Annotated in this window: 13 protein-coding genes and 1 pseudogene; 1 reads left to right on the forward strand and 13 read right to left on the reverse strand. The window is 68.2% G+C overall.

The window, feature by feature from the left end:
• The 7 genes and pseudogenes from Q8M82_RS23455 to Q8M82_RS16295 form a co-directional block, all read right to left on the reverse strand.
• Positions 1-238 (reverse strand): annotated as a pseudogene (locus Q8M82_RS23455) (hypothetical protein); the annotation flags it as partial.
• Entirely contained in the window at positions 156-983 is an 828-nt protein-coding gene (locus Q8M82_RS16270; protein WP_305692371.1) for a phosphatidate cytidylyltransferase, read from the reverse strand. The pseudogene Q8M82_RS23455 and the gene Q8M82_RS16270, both read right to left, overlap by 83 nt.
• A complete protein-coding gene (locus Q8M82_RS16275) occupies positions 980-1,738 on the reverse strand; it encodes an isoprenyl transferase (protein ID WP_305692372.1) in 759 nt (252 codons plus the stop codon). Before Q8M82_RS16275 ends, Q8M82_RS16270 begins: the two co-directional genes overlap by 4 nt.
• A gap of 60 nt (positions 1,739-1,798) precedes the next feature.
• A complete protein-coding gene (frr, locus tag Q8M82_RS16280) occupies positions 1,799-2,362 on the reverse strand; it encodes a ribosome recycling factor (RefSeq protein WP_305692373.1) in 564 nt (187 codons plus the stop codon).
• Between the two features lie 161 nt (positions 2,363-2,523).
• Positions 2,524-3,231, reverse strand: a complete 708-nt coding sequence (gene pyrH, locus Q8M82_RS16285; RefSeq protein WP_305692374.1) for a UMP kinase — start codon at positions 3,229-3,231, stop codon at positions 2,524-2,526.
• A gap of 168 nt (positions 3,232-3,399) precedes the next feature.
• Complete coding sequence (gene tsf, locus Q8M82_RS16290) at positions 3,400-4,323, reverse strand: translation elongation factor Ts (RefSeq protein WP_305692375.1); 924 nt, start codon at positions 4,321-4,323, stop codon at positions 3,400-3,402.
• A 185-nt stretch (positions 4,324-4,508) separates the two neighbouring features.
• Positions 4,509-5,516, reverse strand: a complete 1,008-nt coding sequence (locus Q8M82_RS16295; protein ID WP_305692376.1) for a 30S ribosomal protein S2 — start codon at positions 5,514-5,516, stop codon at positions 4,509-4,511.
• A gap of 255 nt (positions 5,517-5,771) precedes the next feature.
• Here Q8M82_RS16295 and Q8M82_RS16300 point away from each other — a divergent pair, with 255 nt between their 5' ends.
• Positions 5,772-6,932: a GGDEF domain-containing protein gene (locus Q8M82_RS16300; protein ID WP_305692377.1), complete on the forward strand. Its 1,161-nt coding sequence runs from the start codon at positions 5,772-5,774 to the stop codon at positions 6,930-6,932.
• A gap of 33 nt (positions 6,933-6,965) precedes the next feature.
• Here Q8M82_RS16300 and Q8M82_RS16305 read toward each other — a convergent pair whose 3' ends face one another.
• The 6 genes from Q8M82_RS16305 to coaD form a co-directional block, all read right to left on the reverse strand.
• Complete coding sequence (locus tag Q8M82_RS16305) at positions 6,966-7,688, reverse strand: FkbM family methyltransferase (RefSeq protein WP_305692378.1); 723 nt, start codon at positions 7,686-7,688, stop codon at positions 6,966-6,968.
• A 106-nt stretch (positions 7,689-7,794) separates the two neighbouring features.
• The gene (gene dnaE, locus Q8M82_RS16310; protein ID WP_305692379.1) at positions 7,795-11,271 is read right to left on the reverse strand and encodes a DNA polymerase III subunit alpha; all 3,477 of its coding nucleotides are present in this window, start codon (positions 11,269-11,271) and stop codon (positions 7,795-7,797) included.
• Between the two features lie 356 nt (positions 11,272-11,627).
• A complete protein-coding gene (locus Q8M82_RS16315) occupies positions 11,628-12,326 on the reverse strand; it encodes an ABC transporter ATP-binding protein (protein WP_305692380.1) in 699 nt (232 codons plus the stop codon).
• A gap of 5 nt (positions 12,327-12,331) precedes the next feature.
• The gene (locus Q8M82_RS16320; protein WP_305692381.1) at positions 12,332-13,630 is read right to left on the reverse strand and encodes a lipoprotein-releasing ABC transporter permease subunit; all 1,299 of its coding nucleotides are present in this window, start codon (positions 13,628-13,630) and stop codon (positions 12,332-12,334) included.
• Positions 13,627-14,958, reverse strand: coding sequence for a proline--tRNA ligase (gene proS / locus Q8M82_RS16325; RefSeq protein WP_305692382.1), 1,332 nt, complete (start codon positions 14,956-14,958; stop codon positions 13,627-13,629). The genes Q8M82_RS16320 and proS overlap by 4 nt, the downstream gene beginning before the upstream one ends.
• 125 nt (positions 14,959-15,083) lie before the next feature.
• On the reverse strand, positions 15,084-15,383 hold a 300-nt coding region (gene coaD / locus Q8M82_RS16330), incomplete at its 5' end, for a pantetheine-phosphate adenylyltransferase (RefSeq protein WP_305692383.1).

The following is a 15,383-nucleotide window of genomic DNA, read 5'->3' on the forward strand; positions in this document are numbered from 1 at the left end:
TCGCGATGCGGGCGAGCGCCAAGGCGTCGCGCCCCGCCACCACCGCCGCGATCCTCAGGCGATCGGGATTCTCCGCCACAACCTCGCGGGTCGATCGGCCGATGGACCCGGTCGCTCCGAGAAGCGTGACGGTGCGCAGCATGCGAGAGCCCGCGTCAGAGATGGGACAGGAAAAGGACGAAGCCGGCGAAGACGAGCACGGCCCAGTAGCCGTCCAACCTGTCGAGGAAGCCGCCATGGCCGGGGATGAGCCGGCTGGAATCCTTGGCGCCGAAACGGCGCTTCAGCGCGGATTCGAACAGGTCGCCCATCTGGCTGAAGATCGATGCCGCGAGGGACCCGGCGATGACGAGTCCCGCCCCCACGATCTGCTGGGCGGCGGGCGTGAACGCCCAGACGGCATAGCCGCAGAGCGTGCCGACCAGCGCCCCGCCGATCGCACCCGACCAGGTCTTGCCGGGGCTGACGCTCGGCATCAGCTTCGGCCCGCCGAGCCTGCGGCCGGTGAAATAGGCGGCGATATCGGTGAACCAGACGACGGCGAAGCTCCAGATCACCAGCGACAGGCCGATCTCGGGCTGCGAGCGCAGCGCCGGCGCGACGAGAGCGAAGGCCAGCGCATAGGCGACGCCGCAGAGCTCCAGCGGCAGCCGCCCGCGCATGCGCGGCGTCAGAACGGCGCCGACGAGCGCGGCGAGCGCGGCGACACCTGCGAGCGCGGGCTGGCTCACCGGCGCGAAGCCGAGCAGCAGCCCGGCGAGCCCCACGCCGATCCCTGCGGCGATCGCATGGTCGCGGGTGGCGGCGATCGAGAGCCACTCATAGGCGACGAGGCCCGCGACGAGGGTCCAGACGATCCGGAAGGGCCAGCCGCCCCAGACGGTCACCGCCAGCACGACCGCCGCCAGGACCAGGGCCGAGATGATGCGCAGCCGCAATTCGCCCTGGCCTGATCGAGGCTGCCCGGCGGCTGGAGGGGTCATGCCGCGCCCACCGACCGGTCGATGCCGTCCGAGACGCCGCCGAAGCGGCGCTCGCGCCGGCCGTATTCGGCGAGCGCCTCCTCGAAGGCGGCGCGGTCGAAATCGGGCCAGAGCACCGGCAGGAAGACGAATTCGGCATAGGCCGCCTGCCAGAGCAGGAAGTTCGAGATCCGCGTCTCGCCGGAGGTGCGGATCACCAGTTCGGGATCGGGCAGATCCGCCGTATCGAGTCGCGAGGCCAGCATGGTCTCGTCGATGGCGGCCGGATCGATCCGCCCCGCGGCAGCATCGGCCGCCAGCGCGCGCGTCGCCCGGACGATCTCGTCGCGCGCGCCATAGTTGAAGGCGACGACGAGCGTCATCGCGGTGTTGTCGCGCGTCAGCGTCTCCGCGTGATCGACCAGGCGGCGCAGATCGGGGCTGAGATCGTCGCGGCCGCCGATGATCCGCACCCGCACGCCGGCGGCATGGAGTTCGCCCAGATCCTTCTCGACGAACCGCTTGAGCAGGCCGAGCAGGAAGGAGACCTCTGTCGCCGGGCGCCGCCAGTTTTCGGTTGAGAAGCTGTAGAGCGTCAGGATCCTGACACCGAGATCGCCGGCATTGCGGACTGCGGCGCGCAGCGCCTCGAGCCCGCGGCGATGGCCTTCCTGCCGCGGCAGGCCACGCATCTGCGCCCAGCGGCCATTGCCGTCCATGATGATCGCGACATGGGCGGGCTGGGGGACGTGTCCCGGGCGCTGGCCTGCTGACATTTCTGGATATGCCTCGTTCGGCCTGGCGCCGGGGAATCGGGCGCGCTCGCGCCGCGAGCGTCAGACGCTCAGGATTTCCTTCTCCTTGGCCGCCAGCGCCTGGTCGATCTCGGCGATATGCTGGTCGGTTGCCTTCTGGACGAGATCGGACTGGCGGGTGACGTCGTCCTTGGTGAAGGCGCCCTCCTTCTCGACCTTCTTGATGATGTCGATGGCGTCGCGACGGACATGGCGCACCGCGATCTTCGATTCCTCGGCGTATTTATGCGCGACCTTGACCATCTCCTTGCGGCGCTGCTCGTTCAGCTCCGGGATGCGGATGCGCAGGACCTGGCCTTCCGTCTGCGGGTTGAGCCCGAGATCGGATTCGCGAATCGCCTTCTCGACCGGCCCGACCATGCTGCGGTCCCAGACCTGGACGCTGAGCAGGCGGGCTTCCGGCACGCTCACCGTAGCGAGCTGGGAGAGCGGCTGGCGGGCACCATAGGCCTCGACCTGGATCGGATCGAGCATGTTGGCCGAGGCGCGGCCCGAGCGCAGGGAGGCGAGATCGCCTTTGAAGGACTGCAGCGCGCCCTGCATGCGGCGCTTCACGTCGGCGAGATCGAACGTCGTCTGGGGCATCGTCTTCTAGACCTTGAACTTGTGCACCGCGCTGAAGCGGAGGCCGGCCTGCCGCCGGCCGCGATGCGAGATCGGTTGTGCGTTGCCGGGTGTTTCCACGGACCCGGCGCGACCATGGCGGGGGGGCCGGCCAGGGTCAAGAACATCATGACGCGAAGCAGTTACGGCGTCACATAGGTTGCCCGGCCCTCGCCGCGCAGCACGGCCGCCAGCATGCCCGCCTCGGCGATCGAGAACACGACGATGGTCAGTCCCGCATCGCGCGCCAGGGCAAAGGCGGCGGTGTCCATCACCTTCAGGTCCCGGCTGATGGCTTCGGCGTGGGTCAGCGTGTCGTAACGGGTCGCGGCCGGGTCCTTCTTCGGGTCGGCGGAATAGACGCCGTCGACCTGCGTGGCCTTGAGCAGATGGCTGCAGCCGAGTTCGGCCGCGCGCAAGGCAGCCCCGGTGTCGGTGGTGAAATAAGGATTGCCGGTGCCGCCGCCGAGCACAACGACCTTGCCGTTGGTGAGATGGTCGAGCGCGCGCTTGCGGGCATAGCTCTCGCACAGCGACGGCATCGGCACGGCCGACATGGCGCGCGCCGGGGCACCCGCGCTCTCGATGGCATGTTCGAGGGCGAGCGCGTTCATCACCGTGCCGAGCATGCCGATCGAATCGGCGCTGGTACGGTCCAGCCCCTTGGTCAGGCCTTGGACGCCGCGGAAGAAATTGCCGCCGCCGACCACGATGGCGATCTCGACGCCCTCGCGCGAGGCATGGGCGATGTCGGCGGCGAGCGCCGTCAGGGTGGCGCCGTCGAGGCCTGAACCGGCCTGTCCGGCCAGGGCTTCGCCGGAAAGCTTCACGAGAACGCGCTGGGGCCGCATCGGGATCGTCTCCGTCCTGCATTGGATGATCGCATGAACCAGCCGCAGACCACGAGGTCGTCCGCAGCGGCTCGCGCAGGGCCGCACCGCCCTCGGCACCGGGAGCCTGCTCCTACAAAAAAGGCCGCGCTGGGGCGCGGCCTTCGTTTCGTCCGTTCTCGAGCCGGTTCAGCCCGTCGTGCCGCCAGCGGCGGCGACCTCGGCGGCGAAATCCTGCTCTTCCTTCTCGATGCCCTCGCCCAGCGCGTAGCGGGCGAAGCCCGTCAGCTTGACCGGCGCGCCGACCTTGCCCTCGAGCTCCTTGAGGACCTGGCCGACCGACTTGGAGCCGTCATGGATGTAGGTCTGCTCGAGCAGGCAGTACTCCTTGGCGTAGCTCTTCAGCCCGCTCTCGGTGATCTTCTCGAGCACATGGGCGGGCTTGCCGGCATTCTTCTCGGCCAGAATCGCCTTCTCGCGGGCCAGAACCTCGGGATCGACCGAAGCGAGATCGAGCGCGACAGGGTTGGTCGCAGCGACGTGCATGGCCAGCTGACGGCCGAGCACCGCGAGCTCGTCCGACTTGCCGGTCGATTCGAGCGCGACGATGACGCCGATCTTGCCGAGGCCGTCGGCGACCGCGCCATGGACGTAGGTGCCGATGAGACCGGCCGAGACCTTGAGCTGCGCGACGCGGCGCAGATTCATGTTCTCGCCGATGGTGGCGATCGCGTTGGCGATGGCGTCCTTGACCGTGCCGCCGCCCGGATAGTGATGGGCCAGCACAGCCTCGGCGTCGCCGCCACGCTCCAGCGCGACATTGGCGATGCTATGCGCCAGGCCCTGGAACTCCAGGTTGCGGGCGACGAAGTCCGTTTCCGAGTTCAGCTCGATGACGACACCGCTGTGGCCCGACACCGCGACGGCGACCAGACCTTCGGCAGCAACGCGGTCGGCCTTCTTGGCGGCCTTGGCGAGGCCCTTGGTGCGCAGCCAGTCGATCGCGGCCTCGAGGTCGCCGTCGACGGCCGTGAGCGCGGCCTTGCAGTCCATCATGCCCGCGCCGGTCTTGTCGCGGAGTTCCTTCACCAATGCGGCGGTGATCGCAGCCATCTTCGTCATCCTCGTCTGTCGTGCGGCGCCGCAGGGCGGGCTGCCGCGGATCCCAGCCAGACCGGCTCCTATGGAGCAACGCCGACGCTCCGTTTCCGGCGTCGGCGCTGGTCGGCTTTCATCTTCGTCTCATCAGCAGCCGGATTGCGACGCGCCGATGACGCGCCGCATCCCGCTGGGCGGGCTCAGGCGTCGGCGAGTTCGCGCGCCTGGGCGACCCAGCCCTCGCGCTCGATGCGGCCACCGAGCTTCAGGTCCTGATCGATCTTGGTCAGATCGGCCGGCGACATCGCCGCGAACTGCCAGAAGTGGAACAGGCCGCCGTCGTTGAGCTTCTGGACCAGCTCGGGGCCCATGCCGGAGAGCTTCATCAGATCGTCCGGCGCGCCGCGCGGCGCGGTCAGCAACTCGAAGGCGACGCCCGCATCGGCGGCGGCCGGCTCGGCGACAGCCTCCTCGACGATCGGAGCCTCGGCGGCGCCGAGATCGACGCCGTGGTCGCCCGAGGCGCGCGAGATGCCGTCGATCGCCGAACGGGCGACGAGATCGCAATAAAGCTGGATGGCGCGGCCGGCGTCGTCATTGGCGGGAACCGGGAAGGTGATGCCGTCCGGATCCGAGTTCGAGTCGATGATCGCGGCGACCGGGATGCCGAGGCGCTGGGCCTCCTTGATCGCGAGCGCTTCCTTGTTGGTGTCGATCACGAAGATCATGTCGGGCGTGCCGCCCATGTCCTTGATGCCGCCGAGCGCCTTCTCGAGCTTGTCGCGCTCGCGGGCGAGCATCAGGCGCTCCTTCTTGGTCAGGCCGCTGCCGCCGCCGGCGAGCATCTCGTCGACCTTGCGCAGGCGCTGGATCGAGGCCGAGATGGTCTTCCAATTGGTCAGCATGCCGCCGAGCCAGCGGGAATTGACGTAGTACTGGGCCGAGCGCTTGGCGGCGTCGGCGATGGCGTCCTGCGCCTGGCGCTTGGTGCCGACGAAGAGAACGCGGCCGCCACGGGCGACGGTGTCCGACACCGCCTGCAGGGCGCGCGAGAGCATCGGTACCGACTGCGACAGGTCGAGAATGTGGATGTTGTTGCGCGTGCCGAAGATGTAGGGCGACATCTTGGGGTTCCAGCGGTGAGACTGGTGGCCGAAATGGGCCCCGGCTTCGAGGAGCTGGCGCATGGAGAAATCAGGCAGAGCCATGGTCTGTAACGTCCTTCCGGTTGAGCCTCTGGGGTGCGAATGAACGAGGCATGAGCTGCCAAGTCACCGGATCGCCTCGAAGCCGAGGCGGTGCTCCCCATGTGGGATGGGCTGCGCCATACAGGGGAAGCGCCTCGAATGCAAGGCGGCGAGCGGGCAAAACGCGCTCTCCGCCCGCCCCGCGCAACGGCGAATGACGCAAGACCGTTCACCTTCGTTCGGCTAGACAGGGTCGAGCCCTTCCGGACGCCGCCCGTGCCTCTCGACCTGCGAACGATCTATGCGGTGGCCGCCGCGACCTCGATGATCCTCGGCCTGCTTCAGCTCAGCGCCTTCGCGACGGGGCGCTTCGGGCGCTGGCCGCTGTGGTGGGGCCTGAGCAGCCTGCTGATCGGCGGCGGCATCATCCTCGTCGTCATGCGCGGGACCATTCCCGACGCGATCTCCATGGGGCTCGCCAACACCCTGACCTGGGCCGGCTACGTCCTCGTGCTGGTCAGCGTGCGCAGTTTCGCCGGCCTGCGCACGAAGCCATGGCATTACGGCCTGGCGGTGGTCGCCCCGATGACCCTGCTGATGCTGTGGATCGAGCCGGGCGGCTTTCCCCGGCGTGCGGCCCTGGTCGCGCTGCTGATGGGATGCTGCGATGCCGCGGTAGCCCGCGAGGGTTTCCGCCTTGCACGCAAGGACGGGCTGCGCTCGGCCTGGATTCTCGTCGCGCTCTTCCTACCGACGAGCGTCCTTTTCGTCGTTCGGGCGATTCTGGCGCTCAACGGCCATCTCGGCGAAGAACTCTTTCCGCCACAGCCTGTGCCGATGCACTGGACGGCGGTGGGCGCTGCGGCGCTCGTCCTCGCCCGCGGCAACGCCCTGCTGCTGCTGGCGGCGGAGCGCAGCGGCAGCCAGCTCGCCGCACTCGCCGAGCACGACCCGCTGACGAGGACGATGAACCGCAGCGGCCTCGAGCGTGCGGTCGCCGCACTGTCTTCCGGCCGGCCGCAGCGCGCCGCGCTGCTGCTGATCGACATCGACCATTTCAAGACGCTGAACGACACCCATGGCCATGCGGCGGGCGACGAGATCCTCCGGCTCTTCGCCGATGTCGCCCGGGGCCAGCTGCGCGAGGGCGACGTGATCGCCCGCCATGGCGGCGACGAATTCGTGGTGATGCTGCCGGGCCTCGGCCTGCAGGAGGGCGTCCGGGTTGCCGAGCGGCTGAGGCAGGCTTTCGCGCAAGCGCTCGCCGCCCGGTCCGATCTGCCGGCCGCACCGACCCTGAGCATCGGTGTCTCGGAAGGGGATGCCGCCTCGCAGCCGCTCGGCCTGCTGCTGGAGGACGCCGACAGCGCACTCTATCGCTCCAAGCGGCTGGGCCGCGACCGCGTGCAGGCGCGGCAGGAGGAGCCGGCGAGCTGATCCGTCGCCGCCGCGCCGGATCGACCAACCGCCTCAGCGGCCGGCGGCGCGCGTCAGCCGCGTCATGCCCCTGCGGGCTGCGAACATCCGGCCATAGACGTCGCCCGCCAGATCGGAGCGGTAGCAGCGCTGTTCGAGCAGCGGATCCCAGATGTGCTCGACCGTGTCGATCAGATCGAAATCGGCGCGCAGGCGGGCTTCGAGCTGGAGGCGGTTCTTGCGGTTCTGGTATTCGAGCAGGACCAGCGAGGTCTTCGACAGGTCGAGGCTGTCGAGCACGTCGCCCTCCCCGCCCTCGATGTCAATCTTGACGATATCGGCCGAGGGCAGCCCGGCGGGATCGACCACCGCCACCTCGTAACGCTCGACCATGGCGCCCTCGACGAAGGTGTCGCCGGCATAGGAGGCGAGGCCGGATTCGCCGTCGCCCGCGAAGCGACTGACGAAGCTCGCCGTCGTGGCGCCACCTGGAAAGACGGCGGCATTGACCGCGGTGATGTCGCGGCGCAATCGCGTGTTGCGCTGGAGCAGCTCGAAGGTGCCGGGATGCGGCTCGTAGGATGTCACCTGGCTCCCCGGCCAACGCGCCGTCGCCCAGAGCGCGAAGGAGCCGACATTCGCGCCGATGTCGAGAATGTCGAGCCCGACCCCGTCATAGCCGGTCTCGTATTCGCCCTCGAGCACGTCCTTGATGGCCCAGTACATGGCATCGGGCACGGCAAGGCTCATCGGAATCTGCGCGACGTACTGCTTCATGGCTGCCCCCCGGCATCGACGCCATGCACCACCGTTCCGGCAGGCTCTGGCGTCGGATGGCCAGAATGCATTGCCGGCTGGCCCGCACAAGCCCGGCCGGTGCGATTCAGCGCAGTTCGACGCTGACCACGCCCGGCGCCGCGCGGACGGCGTTGGCGATCTGCTGGTTGACCGGATAGCGGCCGGGCAGCTCGATCTCGACCTCCTGGGCGCCGTCATTGAGGATCATGACCAGTGCGATCTTGCCATCGGCCTTGAGGCCGTCGCCACGGGGCCGGACGCGCTCGGCGATCGAGGCGAGCGCCTTGTCGTCGCGCAGATAGACCAGCAGGTCCTGCTTCTGGCGGGCGGCCAGTTCGTCGAGCACCTCGACATCCTCGATCCGCGGGCGGACATCCTCGCCGTCGAGCACCGCAGACAGGCGCAGCACCAGCGCCCTGCCCGGCTCCAGCAGGTCGCGATAGCGCTGCAATGCCTCCGAGAACAGGATCGCCTCGAACTGGCCGCTCGGATCCGACAGGTTAACGATGCCCATCTTCGAGCCGGATTTGGTGCGCCGCTCCGAGCGGTCGATCACCGAGACGGCGACCTTGGCGACGCCGGTGCCGTTGGCGCGCACCGTCTGGGCGAAATCGGCGAAGCGCTGGACACGCAGGCGCTTCAGCACATGCTCGTAATCGTCGAGCGGGTGGCCTGACAGGAAGAAGCCGACCGCGTCATGCTCGCGCTTCAGCCGCTCGGCCGGGGCCCATGGCTCGACCGGCGGAATTCGGAAGGCTTCCTGGACCGAGCCGCCGCCGAAAAGTTCGGACTGGCCGCCGAGCGCGGCCTCGCGGGTGCGGTTCGACAGCGCCAGCATGCCGTCGATCGCCGCCATGGCGCGGGCCCGCTCGGGCTCGAGCGCGTCGAGCGCGCCGGCCGCGATCAGGGCCTCGATGGTGCGCCGGTTGACGAGCTTGGTGTCGATGCGGCGGGCGAAATCGGCGAGGTCGCGGAAGGGGCCGCCCGCGGTACGCGCAGCGACGACCGATTCCACCGCGACGCGACCGACTCCCTTGATCGCGCCGAGCGCGTAGTGGATCGCGCCCTCATGGACGTCGAACTCGACCCCGGAACGGTTGATCGCCGGCGGCAGCACCTTGATGCCGAGCCGCTCGGCATCGCGCCGGAATTCCGAGAGCTTGTCAGTGTTGCCCATGTCGAGCGTCATCGACGCCGCCAGGAACTCGACCGGGTAATTCGCCTTGAGATAGGCGGTCTGGAAGGCGACCACGGCATAGGCCGCGGCATGGCTCTTGTTGAAGCCGTAATCGGCGAACTTCGCCAGCAGGTCGAAGATCTCGGAAGCGACCTCCTTCTTGATGCCGTTCTCGATCGCCCCCTTCACGAAGCGGTCGCGCTGGGCGTCCATCTCCGCCTTGATCTTCTTGCCCATGGCACGGCGCAGCAGGTCGGCTTCGCCGAGCGAATAGCCCGAGAGCGCCTGGGCCACCTGCATCACCTGCTCCTGGTAGACGATGATGCCATGCGTCTCGGAGAGATAGGGTGCCATGCCGGGATGCAGATAGGTCGGCTCCTCGAGACCGAGCTTGCGGCGGCAATAGGTCGGGATGTTGTCCATCGGGCCCGGCCGGTAGAGCGCGACCAGCGCGATCAGATCCTCGATCCGGTCGGCCTTCATCTCGACGAGGGCCTTGCGCATGCCAGCCGATTCCACCTGGAACACGCCGACCGTCTCGCCGCGCGCCAGCATGGCGTAGGTCGGCGGATCGTCGAAGGGCAGGCTCGCGAGATCGATGGCGATGCCGCGCTGGGCGATGAGCTTCACGGCGGTCGTCAGCGTCGTCAGCGTCTTGAGGCCGAGGAAGTCGAACTTCACCAGCCCGGCCTGCTCGACCCATTTCATGTTGAACTGGGTGACGCGCATGCCCGTGCGGGGATCGACCGAGAGGGCCACGAGCTGTTCGAGCGGGCGGTCGCCGATGACGACGCCGGCGGCGTGGGTCGAGGCGTGGCGGTGCAGTCCCTCGAGCTTCTGGCCGATCTCGAGCAGGCGGGCGACGATCGGCTCCTCTTCCGCCGCCTGCTGCAGCTTGGGCTCGCCCTCGATGGCGTCCTTCAGCGAGATCGGCTTGGCCGGATTCTGGGGTACGAGCTTGGTCAGCCGGTCGACCTGGCCATAGGGCATTTCCAGCACGCGGCCGACGTCGCGCAGCACGCCGCGGGCGAGCAGCGTGCCGAAGGTGATGATCTGCGCGACGCGCTGCTCGCCATAGCGATGCTTGACGTAGTCGATGACCTCTTCGCGCCGGTTCTGGCAGAAGTCGATGTCGAAGTCCGGCATCGAGACGCGGTCGGGGTTGAGGAAGCGCTCGAACAGCAGGCCGAAGCGCAGGGGATCGACGTCGGTGATCGTCAGCGCATAGGCGACCAGCGAGCCCGCGCCGGAGCCACGGCCCGGCCCGACGGGAATGTCGTGGTCCTTGGCCCATTTGATGAAGTCCGCGACGATCAGGAAGTAGCCCGGGAACTTCATCCGGGTGATGATCGACAGCTCGAAATCGAGCCGCTTCTCATAATCCTCGACGCTGTAGCTCTCGGCCGGCCCGTGCTTGGCGAGGCGCGCGGCGAGGCCGGCCTTGGCCTGGAGTTGCAGTTCCTCGGCCTCGTCGCGCCCCTCCTCGCCGAAGCGCGGCAGGATCGGCTTGCGCAGGCCGACGCGCCAGGTGCAGCGCATCGCGATCTCGACGGTGGCCGACAGCGCCTCGGGCAGATCGGCGAAGCGCCGCTTCATCTCGGCGCGGCTGGTGAAGTAGTGCTCGGGGGTCACGCGGCGGCGCTCGCCATCCGAGACGAGGCGGCCGGCGGCCACCGCCAGCAGCGCGTCATGGGCGTCGTAGTCGGCAGGCTTGGCGAAGAAGGGCTCGTTGGTGGCGACGATCGGCAGATCCGAATCATAGGCGAGCTGCAGCAGGTGAGCCTCGACCGCCGCATCGCCGTCGCCGCCGTGCCGCTGGACCTCGACATAGAGCCGGTCGCCGAAGATCCGCGACAGCGTCGCCAGCCGGGTGCGGGCCTGGGGCAGCTGGTTGTTGCGCAGGGCGACGTCGAGCGGCCCGCCCCGTCCGCCGGTCAGCGCGATCAGCCCCTCGTGATGGGCCGCGAGCGCGTCGAGATTGGACACCGGCTGGCCGCTGCCGCCGCTGGCCAGCGCGGCCTGGGTGACGAGCTTCATCAGATTGCCGTAGCCGGCCTCGTTCATCGCCAGCAGGACGATGTGGGGTGGGATCTGCGGCAGCGCCCTGCCCCGGCCGGCTTCGGCCTCGTCGCCGCAATCGAGCGAGAGCTGCACACCCGCGATCGGCTGCACGCCGACGCCGGTCATCTTCTCGGCGAATTCGAGCGCGCCGAACAGATTATTGGTGTCCGTCAGCGCCAGGGCGGGCTGGCCGTCCGCGGCCGCCATCTTGGCGAGCGTGCCGACCATCAAAGCGCCCTCGAGCAGCGAATAGCTCGAATGGACGTGGAGATGGACGAAGCCGACCTCGGAGAGAACGCGGCTGTCGTCCGGTTCGCGTGCCATCATCCGCCTGCTGGTTTGCTGCGGGCGACTCGCCGGCCGCCCAGGCGACCGTTATGCGGCGGCAATCGGCGCGGCGCCATGGTGCCGATCGTCGCCGTTGTGGATCGTCAGATGCCCGGTGCGCAGAACAGCGCCGCCCAGACCCAGACCATGCCGAGGAACAGCCCGAGCGATGCGATCTCGGCGATTCCGGCTGCGACTTTCCGCGCGACGATCATGATCAAGCCCTCACGTTTCTGATATGTCCGTTTTAGTTCATTGTTTGTTCTCGTCAATACCCATGCGTCATCTGCAGGGCGCGCATGCCTCAAACGGTTAACAAAATCTGAATCGAACGGGATGAAGGGCGGTTCGCGTCAGAGCGGCACGACATGCCCGTCGCGGATCGTCACCTGCCGGTCCATGCGTCGGGCGAGATCGAGGTTGTGGGTGGCGATCAGCGCCGCCAGGCCCGAGGCGCGGGCCAGCGCCACCAGCGTCTGGAAGACGTGGAGCGAGGTGTGCGGGTCGAGATTGCCGGTGGGCTCGTCGGCCAGCAGAAGGCGCGGCGTGTTGGCGACGGCGCGACCGATCGCGACCCGCTGCTGCTCGCCGCCCGACAGTTCTCCGGGCAGATGGTCGAGGCGCTCGCCGAGCCCCATGAAGGTCAGGAGTTCGGCGGCGCGCTCCTCGGCCAGCGCCTTGTCGAGGCCGCGGATGCGCTGCGGCAGGACGACATTCTCCAGCGCCGAGAATTCGGGCAGCAGGTGATGCGCCTGATAGACGAAGCCGATCTCGGTGCGGCGCAGGCGGGTGCGGCCCTTGTCGTCGAGCTTGGTGGTCGGCAGCCCTCCGACGAAGACCTCGCCGCCATCGGGCCGCTCGAGCAGCCCGGCGACGTGCAGCAGCGTCGACTTGCCGGTGCCGCTCGGCGCCACCAGCGCGACGAGTTCGCCGGGCCAGAGCGCGAAATCCGCCTTGCGAAGGATCTCGAGCGGCGCGTCGGCCTGGGGGTAGTAGCGCTCGACCTGCGAGAGGAAGAGCGCCGGGGTTTCGCGGGGCGTGGTGTCGGACATGCGCCTCAGCCCATCCTCAGCGCCTGCACGGGATCGAGCCGCGCCGCCTTCCAGGCCGGATAGAGGGTCGCCAGCAGCGACAGGACGAGCGCCATCAGCACCACGCTCGTGACCTCGCCCCAGTCGATCACGGAGGGGATGTCGCTCAGGAAGCGCACCGTCGGATCCCAGAGATTGGCGCCGGTGAGCCAGTTCAGCGCCGCCATGATCGCCTTGATGTTGTTGGCGAAGACGACGCCGAGCGCGAGCCCCGCCAGCGTGCCGAAGACGCCGATCGCCGCTCCCGTGATCAGGAAGACGCGCATGACGGTGCCGCGGGTGGCCCCCATGGTGCGCATGATCGCGATGTCGGCGGTCTTGTCCTTCACCAGCATGATCAGGCCGGAGACGATGTTCAGCGCCGCGACCAGTACGATCAGCGTCAGGATGATGAACATGACGTTCCGCTCGACCTCCAGCGCATTGAAGAAGCTGCGGTTGCGCTGGCGCCAGTCGGAGAGCACGAGCGGACGCGGTGCGTCGGCCTCGATGGCGTCGCGCACGCTTTGCGTCCGGTCGGGATCGTCGACGAAGATCTCGATGACGTTCACGTCGCCTTCGCGGTTGAAATAGGCCTGCGCCTCACCCAGCGGCATGAAGACGAAGGAGGCGTCGAACTCGGTCATGCCGATCTCGAAGACCGCCTGGATCGGATAGGCCTTGATCCGCGGCGCCGTGCCGAACGGGGTCGAGGCGCCCTTGGGCGAGATGATGTTGATGGAATCACCGACCTGAAGGCCGAGCGAATCCGCCAGCCGCTTGCCGACGGCGACACCGCCCGCCTGATCGAACCCGTCGAGCGTCCCGCGCCGGACATTGCCGCCGACGAAGGGGATCGCCTTGATGTCGGCCTCGCGGATACCGCGGACCAGCACGCCGCCATTGCCGGTCTGCGAGGAGGCGAGCGCCTGCCCCTCGACCAGCGGAATCGCCAGCCGAATGCCGGGGATGGACCGCAGGCGCTGCGAGACGATGTCGTAATCGTCAAGCGGCCGGTCGATCGGCGTCGCGAAGATGTGGCCGTTCACCCCAACGATCTTCTCCAGCAGTTCCTTGCGGAAGCCGTTCATCACCGACATCACGATGATCAGGGTGGCCACCCCGAGCAGGATGCCGAGGAAGGAGAAGCCGGCGATGACCGAAACGAAGCCCTCGCGGCGCCGCGTGCGTAGGTAACGCCCCGCGAGCAGCCATTCGAAGCCGGCGAAGGGCCGCGTCCCGCTCGGTGCCTCGTCCTGACGATCGGTGGTCGTGGCGACGCTCACGCCGCCTTGCCCTTGAAGCGGGCCAGCGCCTCCTCGATCGACACCAGCTCGCGCTCGCCGCTGGTGCGGCGCTTGATCTCGACCTTGCCCTCGGCCAGGCCCTTCGGGCCGACGATGATCTGCCAGGGCACGCCGATCAGATCGGCGGTGGCGAACTTACCGCCCGGCCTGGCATCGGTGTCGTCATAAAGCGCGTCGTAGCCCCTGGCCAGGAGGTGCTCATAGATGCGCCGGCTGGCGCCGTCCGTCTCGGCGTCGCCCAGCTTGAGGTTGAGGACCGCGACGTCGAAGGGAGCGATCTCGTCGGGCCAGACGATGCCGGCCTCGTCATGGCCGGCCTCGATCAGCGCGGCGACGAGCCGGCTCGGCCCGATGCCGTATGAGCCGCCATGGAGGAGCACCTGCTGGCCGTCCGGCCCGGTGACGCTCGCGCCCATCGGTTCCGAGTATTTCGTGCCGAAATAGAAGATGTGGCCGACCTCGATGCCACGCGCCGAGACCTGCTTCTCCGCGGGCAGCGCGTCGAAGGCCGCCTTGTCGTGCATCTCCTCGGTCGCCGCATAGAGGCTCGTCCACTTGTCGACGATGCCCTTCAGCCCCTCGACGCTGTCGAAATCGGTGTCGGCGGGCGGCGTCTCGAAATCGAGATAATCCTTGTGGCAGAAGACCTCGCTCTCGCCGGTGGAAGCGAGCACGATGAACTCGTGACTGAGATCGCCGCCGATCGGGCCGGTGTCGGCGCGCATCGGGATCGCCTTCAGGCCGAGCCGCGCGAAGGTGCGCAGATAGGCCGTGAACATGCGGTTATAGGCGTGGCGGGCCGCCTCCTTGTCGAGATCGAAGGAATAGGCGTCCTTCATCAGGAACTCGCGGCCGCGCATCACGCCGAAGCGGGGACGAACCTCGTCGCGGAACTTCCACTGGATGTGATAGAGATTCAGCGGCAAGTCCTTGTAGGACTTGACGTAAGCCCGCACGATCTCGGTGACCATCTCCTCATTGGTCGGGCCGTAGAGCATGTCTCGATCATGCCGATCCTTGATGCGCAGCATCTCCTTGCCATAGGCGTCGTAGCGCCCGCTTTCGCGCCAGAGATCAGCCGATTGGATCGTCGGCATCAGGATCTCGACGGCACCCGAGCGGTTCTGCTCCTCGCGGACCACGGCGCTGATCTTGTTGAGGACCCGCAGCCCCAGCGGCAGCCAGGAATAGATGCCGGCGGATTGCTGGCGGATCATGCCGGCGCGCAGCATCAGCCGGTGCGAGACGATCTCGGCCTCCTTGGGCGTGTCGCGCAGGATCGGCAGGAAGTAGCGGGAGAGACGCATCAGGGACACTCGATCGGGGGGCGATGGGCGCGGACGGCGCACCGATTCACTCCGCCCAGACACCATCGCTCCGCACAAAATGCAAACCAAAATCTGCTGATGCGGACGGCCGGCGTGGCCGAGCCTCAGCGCTGCGCGAAACGCTCCGTCAGCGCCGCGAGCACCGGTGCCGGAACGAAGGGCGAGACGTCGCCGCCCATCGCCGCGATCTGGCGGACGAGCGTGGCGGTGATGTGGCGAACGCTGCCCGAGGCCGGCAGGAACACCGTCTGGATGGCGGGCGCCATCGTCGCGTTCATCCCCGCCATCTGCATCTCGTAGTCTAAGTCCGTGCCGTCGCGCAGGCCCCTGACGATGATCGTGGCGCCTGCCCGGCGCGCCGCGTCGACGGCGAGGTCGTCGAAGGTCACGACCTCCAGCGACGC

Origin of the sequence: Allobosea sp., assembly GCF_030694325.1 — a bacterium.
Taxonomy (GTDB): Bacteria; Pseudomonadota; Alphaproteobacteria; order Rhizobiales; family Beijerinckiaceae; genus Allobosea.